The sequence below is a fragment of the Prevotella marseillensis genome (genome assembly GCF_900625065.1).
GTDB classification, from domain to species: Bacteria; Bacteroidota; Bacteroidia; order Bacteroidales; family Bacteroidaceae; genus Prevotella; species Prevotella rara.
Genome location: NZ_UYXY01000001.1, coordinates 879,893 through 900,306, shown reverse-complemented (window position 1 = coordinate 900,306; position 20,414 = coordinate 879,893). Strand labels below are relative to the sequence as shown.

At 39.3% G+C, this 20,414-nt stretch carries 21 protein-coding genes; 1 reads left to right on the top strand and 20 read right to left on the bottom strand.

What is annotated here, in order from left to right; translation table 11 throughout:
• Positions 1 to 3: 3 nt before the first annotated feature.
• From EJL04_RS03825 to EJL04_RS03730, 20 genes are all read right to left on the bottom strand, one after another.
• Positions 4 to 2,571: a BatD family protein gene (locus tag EJL04_RS03825; RefSeq protein ID WP_125104106.1), complete on the bottom strand. Its 2,568-nt coding sequence runs from the start codon at positions 2,569 to 2,571 to the stop codon at positions 4 to 6.
• Positions 2,572 to 2,597: 26 nt separating this feature from the next.
• Positions 2,598 to 3,284 carry a tetratricopeptide repeat protein gene (locus tag EJL04_RS03820; protein WP_021854940.1) on the bottom strand — a complete coding sequence of 229 codons (687 nt, stop codon included), beginning with the start codon at positions 3,282 to 3,284 and terminating at the stop codon, positions 2,598 to 2,600.
• Between the two features lie 29 nt (positions 3,285 to 3,313).
• Positions 3,314 to 4,330: a vWA domain-containing protein gene (locus EJL04_RS03815; protein WP_125104105.1), complete on the bottom strand. Its 1,017-nt coding sequence runs from the start codon at positions 4,328 to 4,330 to the stop codon at positions 3,314 to 3,316.
• A gap of 18 nt (positions 4,331 to 4,348) precedes the next feature.
• Positions 4,349 to 5,347 carry a vWA domain-containing protein gene (locus tag EJL04_RS03810; protein ID WP_053398023.1) on the bottom strand — a complete coding sequence of 333 codons (999 nt, stop codon included), beginning with the start codon at positions 5,345 to 5,347 and terminating at the stop codon, positions 4,349 to 4,351.
• 13 nt (positions 5,348 to 5,360) lie between these two features.
• Entirely contained in the window at positions 5,361 to 6,428 is a 1,068-nt protein-coding gene (locus tag EJL04_RS03805; protein ID WP_021854943.1) for a BatD family protein, read from the bottom strand.
• Between the two features lie 40 nt (positions 6,429 to 6,468).
• On the bottom strand, positions 6,469 to 7,338 hold the full coding sequence (locus EJL04_RS03800; RefSeq protein ID WP_125104104.1) for a DUF58 domain-containing protein: 870 nt from the start codon (positions 7,336 to 7,338) through the stop codon (positions 6,469 to 6,471).
• Positions 7,338 to 8,333 carry an AAA family ATPase gene (locus EJL04_RS03795; protein WP_125104103.1) on the bottom strand — a complete coding sequence of 332 codons (996 nt, stop codon included), beginning with the start codon at positions 8,331 to 8,333 and terminating at the stop codon, positions 7,338 to 7,340. The genes EJL04_RS03800 and EJL04_RS03795 overlap by 1 nt, the downstream gene beginning before the upstream one ends.
• A 413-nt stretch (positions 8,334 to 8,746) precedes the next feature.
• Positions 8,747 to 10,210: an HU family DNA-binding protein gene (locus tag EJL04_RS03790; protein ID WP_125104102.1), complete on the bottom strand. Its 1,464-nt coding sequence runs from the start codon at positions 10,208 to 10,210 to the stop codon at positions 8,747 to 8,749.
• Positions 10,210 to 10,497: an HU family DNA-binding protein gene (locus EJL04_RS03785; protein ID WP_021854947.1), complete on the bottom strand. Its 288-nt coding sequence runs from the start codon at positions 10,495 to 10,497 to the stop codon at positions 10,210 to 10,212. The genes EJL04_RS03790 and EJL04_RS03785 overlap by 1 nt, the downstream gene beginning before the upstream one ends.
• A gap of 93 nt (positions 10,498 to 10,590) precedes the next feature.
• Positions 10,591 to 11,892, bottom strand: a complete 1,302-nt coding sequence (gene rimO / locus EJL04_RS03780; RefSeq protein ID WP_053398020.1) for a 30S ribosomal protein S12 methylthiotransferase RimO — start codon at positions 11,890 to 11,892, stop codon at positions 10,591 to 10,593.
• On the bottom strand, positions 11,889 to 12,848 hold the full coding sequence (gene ftsY / locus EJL04_RS03775) for a signal recognition particle-docking protein FtsY (protein ID WP_021854949.1): 960 nt from the start codon (positions 12,846 to 12,848) through the stop codon (positions 11,889 to 11,891). Before ftsY ends, rimO begins: the two co-directional genes overlap by 4 nt.
• 102 nt (positions 12,849 to 12,950) lie before the next feature.
• Positions 12,951 to 13,109 carry a DUF4295 domain-containing protein gene (locus EJL04_RS03770; RefSeq protein ID WP_006950479.1) on the bottom strand — a complete coding sequence of 53 codons (159 nt, stop codon included), beginning with the start codon at positions 13,107 to 13,109 and terminating at the stop codon, positions 12,951 to 12,953.
• Positions 13,110 to 13,133: 24 nt separating this feature from the next.
• On the bottom strand, positions 13,134 to 13,322 hold the full coding sequence (gene rpmG, locus EJL04_RS03765) for a 50S ribosomal protein L33 (protein WP_021851691.1): 189 nt from the start codon (positions 13,320 to 13,322) through the stop codon (positions 13,134 to 13,136).
• 5 nt (positions 13,323 to 13,327) lie between these two features.
• Positions 13,328 to 13,591 carry a 50S ribosomal protein L28 gene (gene rpmB, locus EJL04_RS03760; protein ID WP_021854950.1) on the bottom strand — a complete coding sequence of 88 codons (264 nt, stop codon included), beginning with the start codon at positions 13,589 to 13,591 and terminating at the stop codon, positions 13,328 to 13,330.
• Between the two features lie 199 nt (positions 13,592 to 13,790).
• Positions 13,791 to 14,315 carry a CinA family protein gene (locus EJL04_RS03755; RefSeq protein WP_125104101.1) on the bottom strand — a complete coding sequence of 175 codons (525 nt, stop codon included), beginning with the start codon at positions 14,313 to 14,315 and terminating at the stop codon, positions 13,791 to 13,793.
• Positions 14,316 to 14,326: 11 nt separating this feature from the next.
• The gene (tsaD, locus tag EJL04_RS03750; RefSeq protein ID WP_053398018.1) at positions 14,327 to 15,352 is read right to left on the bottom strand and encodes a tRNA (adenosine(37)-N6)-threonylcarbamoyltransferase complex transferase subunit TsaD; all 1,026 of its coding nucleotides are present in this window, start codon (positions 15,350 to 15,352) and stop codon (positions 14,327 to 14,329) included.
• A gap of 9 nt (positions 15,353 to 15,361) precedes the next feature.
• The gene (gene map, locus EJL04_RS03745) at positions 15,362 to 16,225 is read right to left on the bottom strand and encodes a type I methionyl aminopeptidase (RefSeq protein WP_021854953.1); all 864 of its coding nucleotides are present in this window, start codon (positions 16,223 to 16,225) and stop codon (positions 15,362 to 15,364) included.
• Positions 16,226 to 16,318: 93 nt separating this feature from the next.
• A complete protein-coding gene (locus EJL04_RS03740; protein WP_125104100.1) occupies positions 16,319 to 16,951 on the bottom strand; it encodes an HAD family hydrolase in 633 nt (210 codons plus the stop codon).
• A gap of 20 nt (positions 16,952 to 16,971) precedes the next feature.
• Positions 16,972 to 17,451, bottom strand: a complete 480-nt coding sequence (gene smpB / locus EJL04_RS03735) for an SsrA-binding protein SmpB (protein WP_021854955.1) — start codon at positions 17,449 to 17,451, stop codon at positions 16,972 to 16,974.
• Positions 17,452 to 17,464: 13 nt separating this feature from the next.
• Entirely contained in the window at positions 17,465 to 17,971 is a 507-nt protein-coding gene (locus EJL04_RS03730; protein WP_021854956.1) for a DMP19 family protein, read from the bottom strand.
• An 817-nt stretch (positions 17,972 to 18,788) separates the two neighbouring features.
• On the opposite strand from EJL04_RS03730, the gene EJL04_RS03725 reads away from it, so the two are divergent.
• Entirely contained in the window at positions 18,789 to 20,039 is a 1,251-nt protein-coding gene (locus tag EJL04_RS03725) for a type IX secretion system plug protein (RefSeq protein ID WP_125104099.1), read from the top strand.
• Positions 20,040 to 20,414 lie beyond the last annotated feature (375 nt).

The following is a 20,414-nucleotide window of genomic DNA, read 5'->3' as shown; positions in this document are numbered from 1 at the left end:
GTCTTATATTCGTTCTATTTGTGAATTCAAAATCCACCCTTCACGTCCATCTTCAAGTTCAACCTGCTTCCAGTCCTTCATGGTGTCATCTATTATCTCAACACGACTGCCTTCATGGACTATGACCGTTGCCTCACTGTTTGCCACAGGGGTCTTACGCAAGCCAGCTGATGGCGATATCACGATTGCTCCGGTTCTATTTGTCAATATCTGCTTTTGCTCATAAGCAAAAATATTACTGAAAACAAAAACCAAAACAAATACAACAGCACTATAAAAACCAGCTTTACGCAACACAAGTTTAGGAGCAAACAAATAAATCAAAACAGAAATTAATGCAACAACAATGCAAACGATAGCAATACTTGCCCATTGGTCAACGCTTGCAAGATTAACCAACGACTTGTACCATGTCACAAAAAACATCTCCGACTTCGGCGTAATCTTATCAATCGTCTTTGAACGTGCCATCTGAAGATTGAAACGTATATCAGCATCTCCAGGAGCCAACAGCAAAGCGCGTTCATAATTCAAGACTGCTCGAGTTATATTGTCTGTACGATAATACGAATTGCCCAAATTATAATACAACTCAACGCTAGGCCCTTTCTTCAGAAGTTCCTCATAATCTTTAATTGCCTGCTGATAATGGCCTTTTTTATACTCATCATCAGCATTCTTCTTTGTTACAGCACCAACTGATGTACAGATACAAAATAGCACAAGAAATACTAGAAACCTTTTTGAACTATTTTTCTTTGAGCCACTCAATGTATTTTCTATTTTTATTATTGCTGACATTGCTGTTTCAAAAGTCTGATTCATATTACCTTTTATATCTCCTGGCGCATAACGATTATATTCACATTCGTCAATAGCATGGATAAACATCGAAATTGTATTCTCATCGATGTCTTTAGACATAAGATTCTCTGAAATATTGTCTTTTGAAAGCCTTTCTACAGGAATATTCAATTTTGCACTTACATATCCCCACAAAGTTCTCAATACTTCATCATAGAATTTCTCATGTTCATTTGCAGCCATCAACTGGCTTGCATACTTTAAGCGTTTTGTCGCGATACGGTTTGCTTTTTTCTTCTTTAAATCTGTAATATTTGCATTGTTTATAGCACGCTTGCGGAAAAGAATCAATACTCCGGCAAACATGGCAAACAACACTGACAATATCACCCAATAAGATGTTGACCCATAAAATATATCTGTCAAATCTTGAATTTCCACATCACCTTCCTTGATTGGATGTATGTCCTGGTTTTTGAGGTCACTGTAATCCGCAGAAAGTCCTGCGCTGCCGTCACCTTTAGCAACATCAAGTTTAAATGACTGTGTTTTAATCGTCTTATATGAGTTGGTAGACACATCATAATAAGTAAATTCTACAGCCGGAATCTCATATTTACCTTGATTACGAGGAACCGCCAAGAAATCATATATCATGTTGCCTTCTACTCCATTTGAAGTCAACTTTGTCTTATCTGTTATCTTTGCATCATATTTATCAAAATCCTTTGGGAAATTGACAACAGGTTGCTTTATCAGCTTCAAGTTTCCAATACCGCCGACAACAACACGAATAGTCACAGGCTCATTAGCCTTTATCTCTTTCTTACTTATCTGTGCACTAATGTTAAACTTACCTACACCACCGGAAAAATTAGCCGGACGTTTTGGTAAAGGATCCACCTGTATGGTCACACCTGGTGCTTTAATTTTTTTCTTGACCTCTATATATCCAGAACCTCCATTCAGAAATGCTTCAAAAGGATCAACATTACGATTTTGCTGAATAACGGTACCAGTAAATGTAATGCTCGGAATTTCAAACTTACCCGTCATTTGCGGATACATAACATATTGACTCCAAGTCACACACCTATAAGCTCTTCCATTTACGCGTTCTATATGATACGACTTTTGTTGTGGAAGCGGTATTTCTTGCGTGTGAAAACCTGTAAGGTCAGGCATTTTGCCCTCAAGTTCAGTCAAATCAACTAATGTATAAACCTTATATGTAAGCAGGACTGGTTCTTGCTCATGTACACGTCGCTTGTTTGCACTTACTTTTATAAACAAATCTCCACCTTGAATAGGCGTGCCGGCTTCTCTCAAACGAGGTTGATTATCAGAATCATCATGCATACGTGGCGAGCCATTACCACTTTGACTTGCCCCTGAAACAGTGATCTTCACTGCTTTAGATGCTAACCGTCTTCCGTTAGCAACGACATGTGCAGGAGATATTGTGAAAGTACCATTCTTTGAAGCGCACAATATAAAAGTATAAGTAACAGATGAAGTACTGCTTGTATGACCGTTTATCATCTGAAAACTTGATTGAGAAGATGTGTATGGACCAGTTATAACTTCCAAAGCCTCAGGCACACTTCCCAAACGAAAATCACTAACATTCTGGGTACTAACTGTATATGTCAACCTAAAATTTTCGCCTGCAGAAACACGTGAAGGTGCATTAACTATAAGTTTCTGTGCATTTGATACAATTACACAGAATAAACATAGCTGTAATATCAATAAATATCTTTTCATAAATACAAACTTCTAATTTATCATTATTACCAGTTTTTCTGCAAGCGACGAGAACTTGGCTTCTGTAAAGCCTTCTTCATTCGCTGCTGTGTTGCCTTCTCACTCTGCATTGCAGCATTAAGCAGCTGCTCTGCATTATCCTTGCTCATCTGCTCCTCTTTAGGCTTTGCCTGATTGTCCTGACCTTTATTTTTATCTTTTTCTTTATCGTTCTGCTTATCCTTGCCGTCCTGCTTATTTTTATTATCCTTTTCTTGCTTCTTGTTCTGATTGTTCTTATTGCCCTGTTTCTTCTGCAATCTTTTACAAAGAGCTAAATTATAGCGTGTTTCATTGTCTTTCGGATTATTTCGCAAAGACTGTTCGTAAGCTTTGATTGCCTCACCATACATTCTATGATTTTGACAGATTACTCCTATATTATGATATACAAGAGCCAATCTTTGCTTATTTTTTTCTATTTTTGCCGCATTAAGATATTGCACTACAGCAGCAGAGTCTTTACTCTGCATCATAAGAGCACATCCCAAATTATAAATAGCCTGTGAATTGGCTGGATTTTTAGAAATAGCTTTTCTATACATTACTTCCGCCTTGTCATAAGCCTTTTTGTGATACAAGCGATTTCCATCACGCACAAACTGACGATCTGTCTGTGCTATTGAATCTATGGATATCCCCAGTAATATAATTAATAAAAGATGTTTTATCATATTAACTTATTGCAGATTTTATCTATTTTTTATTTAAACAGCTTTATTTTCTTGAAGAATGGGTTCTTGCGCTCAAGAATCAACATTTCAATAATCAGAAGAATAAGCACCAATATTCCTACGGCCTGAAACTGTTCATCATATTCACTATAAACGACACTAGAAATATCACCCTTCTGAAGTTTCGTTAATTCATCATTAAGCTGGCGCTGTGCAAGACTTGTATTATCAACATGTATGTATGCGCCTCCACCAGCTTGAGCAACCTGCTTACACATTTCTTCATTAAGAGCAGATATCACCTCCTGACCTGAATTATCTTTCATATAACCGCCATTACCGTCTGGCACTGGTGAACCTTTTGTTGAACCAACTCCAAGGACAAAAACCCTAATGCCATTCTTACGTGCCTTTTCTGCTGCCTCAATAGCTCCTCCTTCGTGATCTTCACCATCAGTTATAATCAATATTGCACGTCCGACCTTATCTTGCTGGGTAAAACTTTTTGAGCTCAACTCTATAGCTCCAGCCAGATCAGTACCCTGAGTTGCTATCAATGAAGGATCTGTATTCTGTAAAAACATCTTTGCAGACACATAATCACTTGTAATAGGCAATTGAATAAAAGCGTCACCTGCAAAAACAACAAGCCCAACTTTATCATTTGTAAAATTGTCAACCATGTTTTCTACAAGCATCTTACTCTTATCCAATCTTGACGGAACAACATCTTCAGCTCTCATTGAGTTACTAATATCCAATGAAATTATAACTTCTATACCTTTACGTTTTTCTTGACTTATCTTTGTTCCCATCTGCGGACGTGCCAACATAACTATCAACAACGCCAAAGCCGCTATCATCAGCCAGAATTTCAACGACTTACGGGATGACGAAACGTCAGGCATGAGCTGCTTTAGTAAGGACAAATCACCAAACTTTTTCAGCTTAAGCTTACGTTTACGCATCTCCAGCAATCGTATTACGATAATAACCGGAATAATTATAAGCAAATATAGAAAGGCAGGATTTTCAAATCTGAACATAACCTTATATTTAATTTATTATGGAATACGACGAAAGACAGTCAATCTCAACAGTATTTCCAATAAAAATACGATTAAAGCAGCCAATGCAAATGGCTGATATACATCATACCTCTTGGAAAACTTTTTTACGTCCATCTTTGTCTTTTCCAACTTATCAATATCCTTATATATCTTTTTCAATTCAGCTGTATTTGTTGCACGATAAAATTGTCCGTCTGCAGTAGAGGCTATCTCGCTTAAGGTTTTCACATCAACATCTGCCCTCATATTGACATACTGAATCGTACCGGCAACCTGCATAGGGTATGGAGCCATTGTCTTGCTTCCAATTGCTATTGTATATACACGTATCCCTAAACTCTTAGCAATATTAGCAGCTGTCAACGGAGAAATATCTCCACGATTATTACTTCCGTCTGTCAACAAAATAACAACCTTACTTTTTGTTTTACTGTCTTTTAAGCGACTTACAGCATTTGCCAATCCCATGCCTATTGCGGTACCATCCTCTATCAATCCCCTTGCAGCTATATCTGTACGCACATTCTGCAATAAATTTATCAATGACGTATGATCTGTTGTCATTGGGCATTGTGTAAATGCTTCACCGGCAAAAATGGTAAGACCTATATTATCATCAGGACGCCCAGAGATAAACTCTGATGCGACACTCTTAGCCGCTTCAATACGATTTGGCTTCAGATCTTCAGCAAGCATACTTGTGGAGACGTCCATCGCCAACATTATATCAATACCTTCTACTGTACGACTACCCCAATTACTATGAGTTTGAGGACGAGCTAAAATTACAACAACAAGCACAAAAACAATAATGCGCAATAACATAGGTAGCCACATCAAGCGCACACGCAGACTTTTCGGGGCATACTGATATGCATGTGTATCACTCATGCGCATCGTAGGCTCACTCGTCTTTCTATGAAGCAAATACCAAATTAAATAAGGTATGAGCAACAGCAACAACAAGAAATATTCTTTATTGACAAATTCCATAATTTATAGTCTCCTATATCAACAAACTAACTTGATATATTGCAAGAGCCAAAAGCGAAATACTTACTACCACAAGAGCTATTATTGAAACCTTCAAGATAGTCCTTGAACGCATATTACGTTTATCTGTTTCTGTAAGTTTAGGTTCTATTCGCTCAACAACAGGCTGATTTTCTACCTTAGTTGTATTAATAAATTCTATTGCATTTACCAAGTTGGCGTCATTCTCATTAATAAGTGTCGAATATTTGGCAAATTTAACAAGGTCTGCCGTAACGAAAAGTTCCTTCAATTCGTCTACCATTTTCTTGTCGTTCTCGTTTTGCAGTCTTGTTATAATCTCAGAACTTGTCATCTCCATTGCATTAAATCCGAAACGCTCTTTGATGTACTTACGCAACACATCCGTAAGAAGTGTGTAGTAAGCTTTTTGATCTTCAGACATCAATCGACGATCAGACTTAATATGCTCTATTTCACTTAAAGCCTTTTGGTGAGGCAATACTTTTTTCACTATTCGCACACGTGCAATAACCGGTTTATTTTCCTTAAGACGTGTCCACAAATAATATGCGAGCACTCCCATAAGAACAAACAACACACTAAACCAAAAAGGAGAAGCCCAATCTTCCCACTGAAACGGATTATTCTGTACATCCTTTGGCGGAAAGAACTTTTCAGGATGCAATGTATCAACAGGAACAGTCAACACCTTAAGGGCAAGACTTTTGCTCTGATATTTTTTACCATCAACGGTCACCTTCATTGGCGGAATATAATACAGATTCTCGTCAAAAGAAGTCAAAGTATAACGCTTTGTTACTTTAATAATATTATTATCCAATTGTGAAGTATCAGCCTTTGAATCAGACAACACTTCAACGCCTGGCGTTATATACTGTGAAGGCTTAAACACAGGCATTTTAATAACAGCTCCTTCCTTGGCTGTTACAGTCAACACAACATCTGTCTGTTCACCAATAAGAATCTCTATCGAATCTATTTTTGACTCGACAGACACCTGAGCATATAGGCCTAAGACACAAGCCACTAATGATATAATACAAATAATACGTTTCATTTAATCATGAATAATCAATTTAACCGCAGCACATGTTTTATTAACTACGCATGGCAAACAGTTGCATCAATGATTTTACATAATCCTGGTCAGTCGCAATAGATATATTATCTACATTGCTTTTATTAAATATAGAACTTAGTTCCTTTTGTCTATTGAGCCAATACGAATAATGAGCATCACGCAATCGCTTGTCGCTCGTATCTATATACATCTCATGTCCGGTCTCTGCATCACAAACTTTTATCAGACCTACATCAGGAAGAGACTTGGCACGTGGGTCATATACTTGCAAAGCAACTACATCATGCTTACGGTTGCATATTGTTAATGCGTTTTCAAAATCGGTGTGCGTGTAGAAGTCACTCATAATAAATGCTGTACATCTACGTTTTAACACACTTGTGAGAAACTCAACAGCCTTTTTCAAATCCGTCTTTTTACTTTCAGGATGAAAATCCAGCATCTCACGAATTATAAAAAGTATATGCTTACGACCCTTTTTCGGAGGGATATATTTTTCTATTTTATCAGAAAAGAATACAACTCCTATTTTATCGTTGTTCTGTATGGCACTGAAAGCAAGTGTTGCTGCGATTTCTGCCACCATCTCCTTTTTCGTTGTTTTCTGTGTTCCGAAATCTAAGGAGCCACTGACATCTATCAAAAGCATTACCGTAAGTTCACGCTCTTCCTCATATACTTTGACATAAGGTTTATGAAAACGCGCAGAAACATTCCAGTCTATATCACGTATATCATCACCATACTGATAATCACGCACCTCACTAAAGGCCATACCACGCCCTTTAAAGGCAGAATGATATTGCCCGGCAAATATATTATTGCTGAGTCCGCGAGCCTTTATCTCGATTTTTCTAACTTTTTTGAGAATGTTCTGGGTATCCATCAAGGAACCTCCACCTTATTAATTATATCACTTATAATTTCTTCACTTGTAACATTAGTAGCCTCTGCTTCGTAAGACAAACCGATTCTATGACGTAAAACATCATGGGCTATTGCTCGTACGTCTTCAGGAATAACATATCCGCGTCTCTTGATAAAAGCATATGCACGTGATGCTCTAGCCAAATTAATACTTGCACGTGGACTGCCACCGAAAGTAATCAAATCCTTCAATTGTGATAGTCCGTATCTGTCAGGATATCTTGAGGCAAATACGATATCAGCAATATATTGTTCTATCTTTTCATCAATATACACCTTTTCAACGACCTTACGTGCCTCAACAATATCATCGGCAGTAATAACCGGAGTTACCTTCGGAAGCGAACCTGCAAGATTTTCTCGTATAATGAGTTTTTCCTCTTCAAGTGTAGGATAATCTATTATTACTTTAAGCATAAAGCGGTCAACCTGAGCCTCTGGCAGAGGATAAGTACCTTCCTGTTCTATCGGGTTCTGTGTTGCCATTACCAAAAAAGGATTCGGCAAACTGAAAGTCGTACTTCCAATTGTTACCTGATGCTCCTGCATTGCTTCAAGTAAAGCACTCTGTACCTTTGCTGGAGCTCGGTTTATTTCATCCGCCAATACAAAGTTCGCAAATACTGGACCTTTCTTTACCTGAAATTTCTCATCTTTCTGAGAATAAATCATTGTACCGATTACATCGGCCGGCAAAAGATCGGGGGTAAACTGTATACGGCTGTATTCTGAATCGATAAGTTGAGACAATGTTTTAATAGCCAGTGTTTTAGCCAATCCAGGTACACCTTCTAACAATATATGTCCATCGCTAAGTAGTCCTATTAAAAGTGTATCAACCAAATGTTTTTGTCCTACAATAACACGGTTCATACCCGCTGTGATGTTAGCTACAAAAGAGCTTTTTTGTTCTATCAAGATATTCAACTCGCGGATATCTATAGATTCTGCCATAATTCCAAATTTTATTGTTACACTTATTTTACCCGCAAAAATACTACATTATGAATTGATGTGCGAAAATTTGGGACTAAATAATATTAAAAAAGTTTCTTATTACTTTATTATGTCTATAATATAAAGCGCTTTATCCATATCAATAGCACAAACGAGACTACTTCAATATTATTCAGAATGACAATATTAAACCATATCATTACAACAAAACAGATTGATTTCTGTCTTTCCCAGAATATCCCATACGGATAAAACTGATTCAAGACAGAAATCAATATTAACTATTCATACAAATGTAAAACTATTTACACAGATTGAGAAATGCTTATTATCTTATAAAAACTCATATCAGCTCCCAAACTGCCAATATCGTTATTTTTGAATAAAAATACTAAGACAAGTTATCGTGACTATTCCTTCTTTTTGCTCACCAATTTTGGTATTTTCAGTCGCATACCTTCCCTTATATCAGAAGTTCCATTATGAACCATTATATAGCATTCCATACCTTCACCAAGATAGAACCTTGAAATTTTGCTCAAAGTCTCGCCTTTCTTTACCGTAACCACTCTGTCTGTGCCCACAATACGATAAGCGCCGGTTCTGACTGCAGTTGCTGCATTTTTCAAATCCGCTCTTTCAACAGTAGCTGAAGATGGTCTTGTTGGCACATTCCCTTCTCTTTCAGACTTCTCTATCGTATTTTTATTTACGTTTATCGAATCATGTAAATTCTGCTTCAACTTATTATCAGCAGATTTAACAGAATCATTATTCGCCATCGTATCGGCAACACCTATATTGGCAGACGCAAGAGGTTGCTTTATTGTAACATATTTTATCACAGGCTTAGTATTACTTTCATTCCAATAGATACCGCCCCAAAAAGCCAAGGCTGCAACAACCAACATTAAAAAGACCCAATAATACCAGGCCATGCCTGATTTGCTGTGTATTTTTTGTACGTCAGAATCATCGTGAACTTCGTCTATACGACCGGTTGCGACAAATTGTTCTATGGTTTTATTAGCAAACCTTTCAGGTTCAACATTTTCTGTCTGTCCTGTTTGAATTTCTCCTTCAGGTACATTTTCAGAATCTTGTACACAATTTTGCGAACCTACTTCATCTTCATTATCACAAATAATTGACGTCCCTGCCTCCTCTTCATTTTTATCCTCAACAGCTAAATCTACATGCTTTGAATCAGTAGCAATATCATCATCATTCAAGCCACCTGCATTCTGCTCTGAATAATCCTTGTCGTCATTTTGCCCACTTATAGGTCTAGCAGAATTTTCTGTATTTCCAGATGCAGTCTCTTCTTCTAAATCTTTGCCACTAATACAATCCTGGTTATCCGACCGACCTTGCTCAAATTGAGGCAAATCGTAGTTGCTATTAATGATATTAAAAGATTCCGTATTACTTTCCTGAGAATTAGTCTCATCAACCTCATCACTTATATTTTCAGAATCAACATCATCAATGCCGTCATCTTTCAAATCAGAATCGTCAGGAGTCTGTACCTTTGCCATATCCTCAAGTTCAACCCCGTCATTCAACACAACAGTTTCAAACTGCGCAAAAGGCTTATTCACCAAATCACGCATAACAGGATCTGCAGTAAAAGTTATTTTGGCGTGACTCTCTATCAATACACGCTCTCCTGTATTTACATTTACACTTTCTCTCTCACGAACATCAATAACTTTAAATGTGCCTAATCCTTTTACTTTAACTGCTTTTTCGCTGTGCAGACCTTCATTTATCAAATCAAAAAACGAAGAGACAAAAGCCTCAGCATCCTGCTGCGACAACCCATGCTTGCCTGCTATCACAGCGGCTATTTCCTGTACCGAATTCTTTGCCATTATCCCTGCCCTCCATTTTTAACCTTTTCTTTAAGAGATGCTATTGGCTTAAAACCGAGAACAAGTTTTGGAGGAACAAGCATGCGTTGTTTAGTTCCCGGATTTACGACTATTCTCTCAAGACGTTTTTTTACTTCAAAAGTACCAAATTTAGGAATAGACACAACATCCCCTTTCTGAAAACAATCATTCATGGAGTCTATTATTGTATTCACCATTTTTTGGGTATCATCCTGCGTATATCCCATTCTCTGAGACAACTCAGAAATAAAACTTTTATTGTTCATACAAAAACATTCATATTAAATCAAGCATAGCGTAAAAACACGATGCCAAACATTACCAACAGCCTAATTATGGTATTTTATACTATAAGGCAATCAATAGTTTACTGTACCATACAGATCAAACTCTTCTGCATCAGTTATTTTCACATTATAGAAACAACCTGTACGAAGACGTTTTTCACTTACAGGTATGAGAACCTCCGGATCTACTTCAGGAGAACTAAATTCAGTTCTACCAATATAATAATCACCTTCTTTTCTATCGATAATGACCTTAAACACCTTTCCTATTTTCTCAGAAGCAATCTCACCACTTATATTCTGCTGTAAATCCATTAAACGGTCCAAACGTTTTTGTTTAATATCATCAGCAATATCATCATTATAATGAATTTCACTATAAGTACCTTCTTCCTCTGAATAGGCAAAAGCTCCCATACGCTCAAACCGCGCCCATTTGGTGAACTCCATCAGTTCTTCAAAATCCTCGTCGGTTTCACCAGGAAAGCCAACCATAAGCGTTGTACGCAAATGAATGCCTGGAACCTCTTTCCTTATACGTTCTATCAACGCATAAGTTTCTTCCTTAGTTATATTTCGTTTCATTGCCTGAAGCATATTGTCAGAAATATGCTGTAATGCAATATCCAAATACTTACATACATTTGGTTTTTCCCTTATGACATCTAAAAGTTCATAAGGAAAATGTGTTGGATAGGCATAATGCAAACGTACCCACTCTACACCGGGAACGTCTGCAATTGCAGATATTAAATCAGCGATATGACGTTTACCGTCTATATCAATGCCATAATATGTTAATTCCTGAGCAATAATCTGAAATTCCTTTACGCCAGATGCCACAAAAGCCTTTACTTCCTCCAGAATCTCTTCCTTTGGCCTGCTGACGTGCCGTCCGGTAATCAGCGGTATGGCACAATAAGCGCAATGACGGTCGCATCCTTCACTAATCTTTATGTATGCGTAATGATGCGGAGTTGTAAGGAATCTCTTATTTCTGCAATCCAACACTTCGGCCTTACCTAAATCGGTAAGCAACTGTTTGAAGTCAAATTTCCCGTAATATTTATCTACCTGAGGTATTTCCTTTTCCAATTCTGCTTTATATCTTTGGGACAGGCATCCCATGACATAAAGTTTGTTTATACGTCCCTCTTCCTTTGCCTGTGCAAATTCAAGAATAGTATTTATACTTTCTTCCTTTGCATCACCGATAAAGCCACATGTATTAATGACAGCAATTTCTCCTTGTGGATTTTTGCTGTCATGTACACATTTATATCCATTTAGTTCAAACTGGCGCATAAGAATCTCACTGTCAACAAGATTCTTAGAGCATCCCATGGTTATAAAATCTATCTGGTTCTTTCTCACTTTTCTACCTTAAAGAGTGAATCTACAAATTGTTTCTTATTAAACAGCTGAAGGTCTTCCATTCCCTCACCCAATCCAATATATTTAACAGGAACTTTCAACTGGTCTGATATTCCAATCACGACACCTCCCTTGGCTGTTCCGTCAAGCTTCGTTATGGCAAGACTTGTTATTTGAGTTACAGCAGAGAACTGCTTAGCCTGTTCAAAAGCATTTTGTCCGGTTGAACCATCAAGCACGAGCATAACCTCATCCGGAGCCTGAGGAATGACCTTTTTCATCACATCCTTTATCTTCTTAAGCTCATTCATAAGACCGACCTTGTTATGCAAACGCCCTGCTGTGTCAATCAACACTACATCAGCTCCGTTAGCCTTTGCTGAACTTAGCGTATCAAATGCAACACTTGCGGGATCAGCACCCATCTGCTGTTTGACCACCGGAACTCCGACACGTTCTCCCCATATAGACAATTGCTCTACAGCAGCTGCACGGAACGTATCTGCTGCGCCAAGGTAAACTTTCTTGCCGGCTTTTTTAAATTGGTAAGCGAGCTTGCCTATTGTTGTCGTCTTTCCAACGCCGTTAACACCTACAACAAGTATCACATAAGGAGAATGGTCTTGCGGCAGTCCCCAATCATCATTGTCCTCGGAGTTATTTTCAGCCAACAAGGCAGCAATCTCATCACGAAGTATGCCGTTAAGTTCTGACACTGAGACATATTTGTCACGTGCAACTCTTTCCTCAATTCTGCGAATTATTTTTAATGTTGTATCAACACCGACATCAGACGTGATCAAGACTTCTTCCAAATTGTCGAGCACATCATCATCAACTTTAGACTTTCCTGCAACGGCACGGGCTATTTTTGAAAAAACACTCTGCTTTGTTTTCTCCAAGCCCTTATCTAAGGTTTCTTTTTTGTTCTTATTAAAAATACCAAATAACCCCATAATAAATATTTTGCTACAAAATTAGTAAAATGAACTCACATCCACAACAAAAAAGGCTGCAAAATTATTTGCAGCCTTTTTAAAATATCTCATATTCAAAGATTAGTTCTTAAAAAAGTCTTTAACAGCCTCATTAGGTACCATCTGCTCGTCAAAGATATAGGCACCTGTCTTAGGACTTTTCACCATCTTAATAACCTTAGTATAAGCGCGACCATCCTTTGAACCTTCGTGGAGGGTAGCGACGGTTTTCTTTGCCATTTTCTAAAACTGTTTTAATTGTTATTACTTAATCTCCTTGTGAAGAGTCATCTTCTTCAAGATAGGATTATACTTCATCAACTCCATTCTCTCAGGAGTGTTCTTGCGGTTCTTTGTTGTAACATAACGGCTTGTACCAGGAAGACCGCTATTTTTCATTTCGGTGCACTCCAATACAACCTGAACTCTATTACCCTTAGCTTTCTTTGCCATTGTGCTTATTCTCCTATAACTTTAATATCCTTCCAATCGCAGTAGCCTTTAGAAACAGCCTGCTTAAGAGCTGCGTCCAAGCCAACCTTATTAATCAAGCGCAAGCCAGCCGCACTTATCTTCAAGCTTATCCAGCACTGCTCTTCTACGTAATAGAATTTCTTGCTGAAAAGATTCACGTCAAAGCTGCGTTTTGTACGATGCTTTGAGTGTGAAACGTTATTTCCAATCTGAGCTTTTTTCCCTGTTATTTGACAAATCTTCGACATTGCAATCTACGTTTTTTGTTTAATCTTTTGATACTTATTCCAAACAGAGTGCAAAATTACTAACTTTTTCTGAATAAGCAAAACATTTTCGCTAATAATCAAATATTTATCTTTTTTTAGCACTATTAAAGAAAGTCAAGACTGATACTTGAGAGTTCTTAATCGCACAAGAAGACAATCAAACGGCTCAAGGCATCCATCAATGCTTTTCAGCATCTGTAGGCGTTTCCTCTGCAAGTCTGTCTGTCAGATACTGCAAGAACAACTGCAAAGCCTTGCTTGTGGCATTAGCCAAGTTCAGGTCGCGGCCTTTATCTTCCTCAAGTTTTAAAGTCACGATGTCATCAGCACTTCCGCATGCTATCCAAATAGTTCCAACGGGGTTCTCGTGTGTACCTCCTGACGGTCCAGCTATTCCTGTTGCAGAGATTGCATAGTCAACATTAAGCAATTTTATTGCTCCTTTAACCATCTCAATGGCAACTTCCTCACATACAGCTGTCTTTTCTTCAAGAACCTCATGACTTACTCCCAACACCTTTTCCTTAACTTCATTAGTATATGAGACTATGCTGCCCTTAAAATAGTTTGACGCTCCGGGCATAAGGACTATTGCTTCAGCTATACGGCCACCCGTGCAGCTCTCCGCCGTACCTAATGTCTTGCCTTTTTCCCAAATAAACTGACTTATCTCTCTGCTGAGTATTTTGTTTTCGAAATCCATATTTAATTTATTTATTGAAAAGTTACTTTTGAAAATGCCGGCTTATCTATTGAGCAATAGTCATTGTCAAGATATTTATAATAGCCCGTTATGCCAATCATAGCCGCATTATCGGTGGTATAGCTGAACTTCGGTATATAAATTGTCCAGCCATACTTCTCTGCATGCTCATGGAAGGCATTGCGCAATCCGTTATTTGCGCTGACACCTCCGGCAACAGCCACATGCTTGATATTTGTCTGCTTTACGGCAAGACGGAGTTTCTTCATCAATATATCAACAATTGTATACTCAAGGCTGGCAGCCAAGTCTTCCTTATGATGCTCTATAAAATCAGGATCGTCCTTTATCCACTCACGCAAACTATAAAGGAAAGACGTCTTTAGTCCGCTGAAGCTATAATTCAATCCAGGTATATGCGGCTCGGCAAACTTATATGCATGAGGATTGCCCTGACGGGCCAGTCTGTCTATAATCGGGCCACCGGGATAACCCAGACCCATTACCTTTGAACACTTATCGATAGCCTCACCTGCAGCATCATCAATAGTCTGTCCGAGCACCTGCATGTCATTATAGGCATTAACCTTCACTATCTGCGAATTGCCGCCACTAACGAGCAGGCAGATAAACGGCAAGGGAGGAGCAGAATGGTCGTCGTCGCTCTCTTTAATAAAGTGAGCCATGACATGGCCCTGCAGATGATTGACATCAATAAGGGGAATGCCTAACGAACGGGCCATGCCCTTTGCAAAGCTGACTCCTACGAGCAACGAGCCCATAAGTCCCGGACCGCGCGTGAAGGCAATGGCAGACAGCTGTTCTTTCTCAATACCGGCACGCTTCAAAGCCTGATCAACAACCGGAACGACATTTTGCTGATGCGCACGCGAAGCCAGCTCTGGCACAACACCACCATAAGCCTTATGCACTTCCTGAGAAGCCGTCACATTGCTCAACAGCACGCCGTTGCGAAGAACAGCAGCAGAAGTGTCGTCGCAGCTGCTTTCTATACCTAATATATATACGTCATTCATAATCTAAAATCATTCTGAAAGAATTTCCACACCATGTTCAGTCATAAGGAAAGTGTGTTCCCATTGTGCACTCGGTTTCTCATCACCGGTTATCACTTCCCAGCCATACTTGTCATCGGCATCAATGAACACCTGCCATGTTCCCATATTTATCATCGGCTCAATAGTAAACACCATGCCCGGCACAATAAGCATGCCCGTGCCGCGGTGGCCAAAATGCAGGACCTCAGGCTCTTCATGGAACTTAAGTCCCACTCCGTGACCACAAAGATCACGCACGACACCATAATGATATTTCTCGGCATGCTTTTGTATCGCATGTCCGATATCGCCTACAAAGCAATATGGCTTAGCGGCCTCTGCTCCAATCTCAAGACATTCCTTGGCAACACGGACCAGCTGCTCCTTCTCAGGTGTGGTCTTGCCAATAATGAACATTCTGGAAGCGTCGGCATAATATCCGTCAAGTATTGTAGTAAAGTCGACGTTAATAATATCTCCTTCCTTAAGCACATCTTCTTCCTTTGGTATGCCATGACATACGACTTCGTTTATGCTTGTACATACACTCTTAGGATATCCCTCATAATTAAGGCAAGCCGGTGTGCCGCCATGGCTTACACAATAGTCATAACAGATTTTGTCTATCTCAAGAGTATTCATTCCTTCATGAATATTCTTGGCCACTTCGTCTAACACTTCTGTGTTGATAACTCCGCTTCGTCTTATACCTTCAATCTGCTCGGGAGTTTTTATCAGGTCACGCGTAGGCACAAGTTTTCCCTTGTTTTCCCAATACATAACCTGTTTATCCATGTCAGTAATCGGCTGACCAGAGAGACAATGCCATCTCCTTTTTTTCTTGAAAACCATTTTATATTATTTTAAACGCCTACAAAAGTAGCAATTTATTACAACATCTTATCTGTATATGTCTGAAATTCCGCACAAATATGCCGAATGATTTCATAAATGAAGAAGTGAGCGAAGCTCACCGGTCCAGTCAGAACCGTTATCCGGGCACATTGTCATGAACCCCAATTTGCCTGCAGCCTCAACATTGCGCGGGCCGTCATCGACAAAGAGTGTCTCTTCCGGCAGGATATTTTCGTTGTCAAGCACTTGTCTGAAAAAATCAGGCGCAGGTTTCATTATGCCAAGACGATAGCTCAAATATAAAGCATCGAAATAGTCGTTGAGAGATGAGCCTTTTCCGTCGAATTCACAGCTCAACGCCCAATCCATCATAAACGGATTGGTGTTAGACAGCAGAATAAGACGATAGCCCTTGGCACGAAGCTCTTTCAGCAAGTCAAGATTGCGCTGCGGAACATCTTTACGATAGCCAAGCCATGCATGCTTACACTCATCGAACGTAAGTTCGTGCCCTGTCAGGCTGCTGAGTTTGCTGCGAAAATCCTCCGCAGTAATCTTTCCTTCCTCGAGATTTCCGAAGATGCCTGACTGCGTGTAAGAATCAAGATAGCGCTCGGCATCAGACAGACCGAGAGCCTTGAAACGGCGCAAAGCCTCTGCAGGGTCAAGGGTCATAATGACGCCGCCCAAATCAAAAACTATATTCTTTATGACACGTTCCATAATAAAGCCAACGTTTTAACTTAATAATGCTTCATAGCCCTGTCCATCTCGCGCCGGTCTTCTTTCTCCTTCATCGTCTGACGCTTGTCAAATTCCTTCTTACCTTTAGCCAAGGCTATATCCATCTTTGCCCGTCCATGATCGTCAATAAACACCAATATGGGCACTATGGTGAAACCAACTTGCTTGGTGGCTTCCTGAAGTTTATGAATCTCGCGTTTATTCAGAAGCAGCTTACGGTCGCGCTTTGCCTCATGGTTGTTATATGAGCCAAAGAAATAAGGCGAAATGTTCATTCCCTTGACCCATATCTCGCCATTGTGTATATAGCAGAAGCTGTCAACAAGCGAAGCCTTGCCAAGCCGAATCGACTTTATCTCTGTACCGGTAAGCACAATACCGGCTGTGTATGTATCAACAAAAAAATACTCGAAAGAGGCTTTCTTGTTACGGATGCTTACCGGACTTTTCTTTCTAAGCAGTTCTTCTTCTTTGTTCATTTTTCAATCTGTTTTATTCCTCAACCGTTACAAAACGTTCGATATGCTCATCCACGTAACAGGCCACCATCCCTGTCCAGGTCTCTTCGTTCTCAACGAACAAGTCATCGAGGTCGTCAAATTCGGGATATTGCTCAAACATAGCCATAAACTCATCGTCGGTGCACTCGCGCTCTATTTCATTCTTATATTTGAAATAAAGCTTTCCGGCCTTTTTTACAAGACTTGCCAGCTCGTCTATGCCCCACCCTTTTATCGCTTTTGCAAAAGGGTTGCGGAACAGGAAACTTCCATATCCGTTATAAATCAGCTGAACAAAACCTCCATCCATCACCTCATTATGCAGTATGTCATATGCAAGAAGCGTTATCTGATCCGAATTGAGTTCTGCCATTGTGTCGGCTGTAAGCTCTCCGCCCACGCTCGCCATTATTGCGTCTGTAAACACTTTCAAGAACTCATCCATACCTGCAGAAGCAGCATTGCGCAAATCAGAATCTTTAACTTTGGCTATATTCATATATCTTTCGTTTACCGGTAATTATCATGCAAAGATAACGCAAAATAAAAACAACACAAAATAAATATCTGATTTTATTGACATTGTAGACTATCGGAGCATGTCAAAATCAAAAAATTATATGACACAACGCAACGACACCATAGCCGGAACATGCCACAATGACATTAAGACAAAAACGGTTATTGTTCTCAAAAAGGACAAAACGCGAACGCTTCATAAGTAAAAAATCAGGACATTATTATTTTTTGTTTTAGAAAATGCAACGTTAATCAAGATTAAAAATATGAATATCATACCGGCCGACTGTTAACACGTGTTCACTATTAGACGTGTATTTATAATCATTTTAAGTGATTTCAAATACAAAAAGCACTTAAATCCGAAGCAAAAAGCAATGAGTTAGACCACAAAACATGGCATATCAGACTGCAAAAAGCCGTATTTTACATATGCGGAGTGCTACAGTTTTTAGTCAAAAGGAAGTAACACGCTTATAATCAGGCACTTGCAGTAAATGAGTATTTTAGCGCATTTTCCCATCAAACTACAAATTCCAAAACGCGACAGGCATTTCAGAAGCGTTAAATGTCACAACAGCAACAAACGGCTTGTTCCGAAATAAAACAATTATACATGCGACAAAAGCTATAAATAGAAGCCCAAATCATTTATTAGGGCAACAAAATAATGACAAAAGCATTATTTAAAATAAAAAAGAATGCTGAAACTACACAAAATAGGCAGACCGCCTGCAGGGATTACAAAAAGCAATAAACAGAAATTCTTTGCGTTATATATTATAAAAAAAGACCTTATGAAGAAAACTATACTTTTAACATTGCTGACATCACTCATCACGTGCGCCAATGCACAAAGGCATGAAATTTATGACCCAAACATAAAGTCGCTGCAAGTGGTGGCCGGACAAAACTGGATGTCGCTGCCTGTGATAAAACTAAGAGGAAACAGTCCTAACGACATTATAAACATCGGGTTCGATGATCTCACGCATTCTTATCACAGATATGTATACAAAATTGAGCACTGCAATGCAGACTGGACGGTGTCAGACCAACTTTTTACCAGCGACTACATCGAAGGATTTGCCGACGGAAGCACCATCGACGATAATGAAGAGTCGATAAACACAAACGTACTTTACACACACTACAAGCTGCGCATACCGAACGAAGACTGCCAACTGAAGATGAGCGGCAACTACAAACTTACTGTTTATGACGAAAACGACAACAACCGGCGTGTGTTTACGGCGTGCTTCATGGTGCTCGAGCCTCAAATGGGATTGCAGCTAAGCGTTACGACAAACACAGACCTCGACTTTAACAAGGCTCATCAGCAGGTGTCGATGCAGCTGAGCTATGGCAACATCAACGTAACCGACCCGACATCACAGATTAAAACTGCCGTAATGCAAAACGGAAGATGGTATAACGCCAAACTGAATGCAAAACCGCAATACATCATGCCCAATGGCCTTAAATGGGACCACAACAGAGACCTGATATTTCCTGCCGGAAACGAATATCACAAATTTGAAGTTCTTGACGTCAGCCATCCGACAATGGGCATCGACCGCATTGACTGGGACGGCAAGAACTATAATGTATATCCGTTCATGTGCGAGCCGCGGCTGAATTATGTCTATGATGAAGATGCCAACGGAGCATTCTACATACGCAACAGTGACAATATTGAGAACGACATTTCATCAGAATACGTATTCGTGCACTACAGGCTGAAATGCCCTCAGAAAGTCAACGGCACAGTATATCTGAATGCCACATGGACCAACGACTGGTTTACGCCGGACTACCAAATGACATACAACGATGCCACTCTGTGCTATGAAGCAACAATAATGCAGAAACAGGGTTACTACTCATATCAAATCGTGATGCTCGACAACTCCGGTACTGTGCAGATCATGCCTACTGAGGGAAGTTTCTATCAGACAGAAAATAAATATCAGGCCTTAGTCTACTACAGAGGTCAGGGAGAACGTACTGACAGACTTGTGGCATATCAGGAGGTTCAGATAAAATAGTAACACGAGAATACTTTTATAAAAACAGGGCGGCTTTATTTTAAACCGCCCTATTTTTTATGCCAAACCAACATTCCGCGCATGTATATTGAAATGTCTGACATCGTCTCACACATCAACTTGCAATTAACCATAAGATTATTTCGCAGAATCATAAGTTAGCCCAAACAAACAATACCACGCAAATATACCCATTTGTCATAATAAAAGATTAAAGAAATGGCAACCGCCACACAAAAGGAAACATCAGAACAAGACGCGGGAAACGCTAAAGACAAAAGGAGACAGCCTGCATGTCAAGAAAAATAACATGGCAGATATTTTCACCTTATGAGTGTAAATATCTGCCATAATTATATTTATACCTAAGCAAAT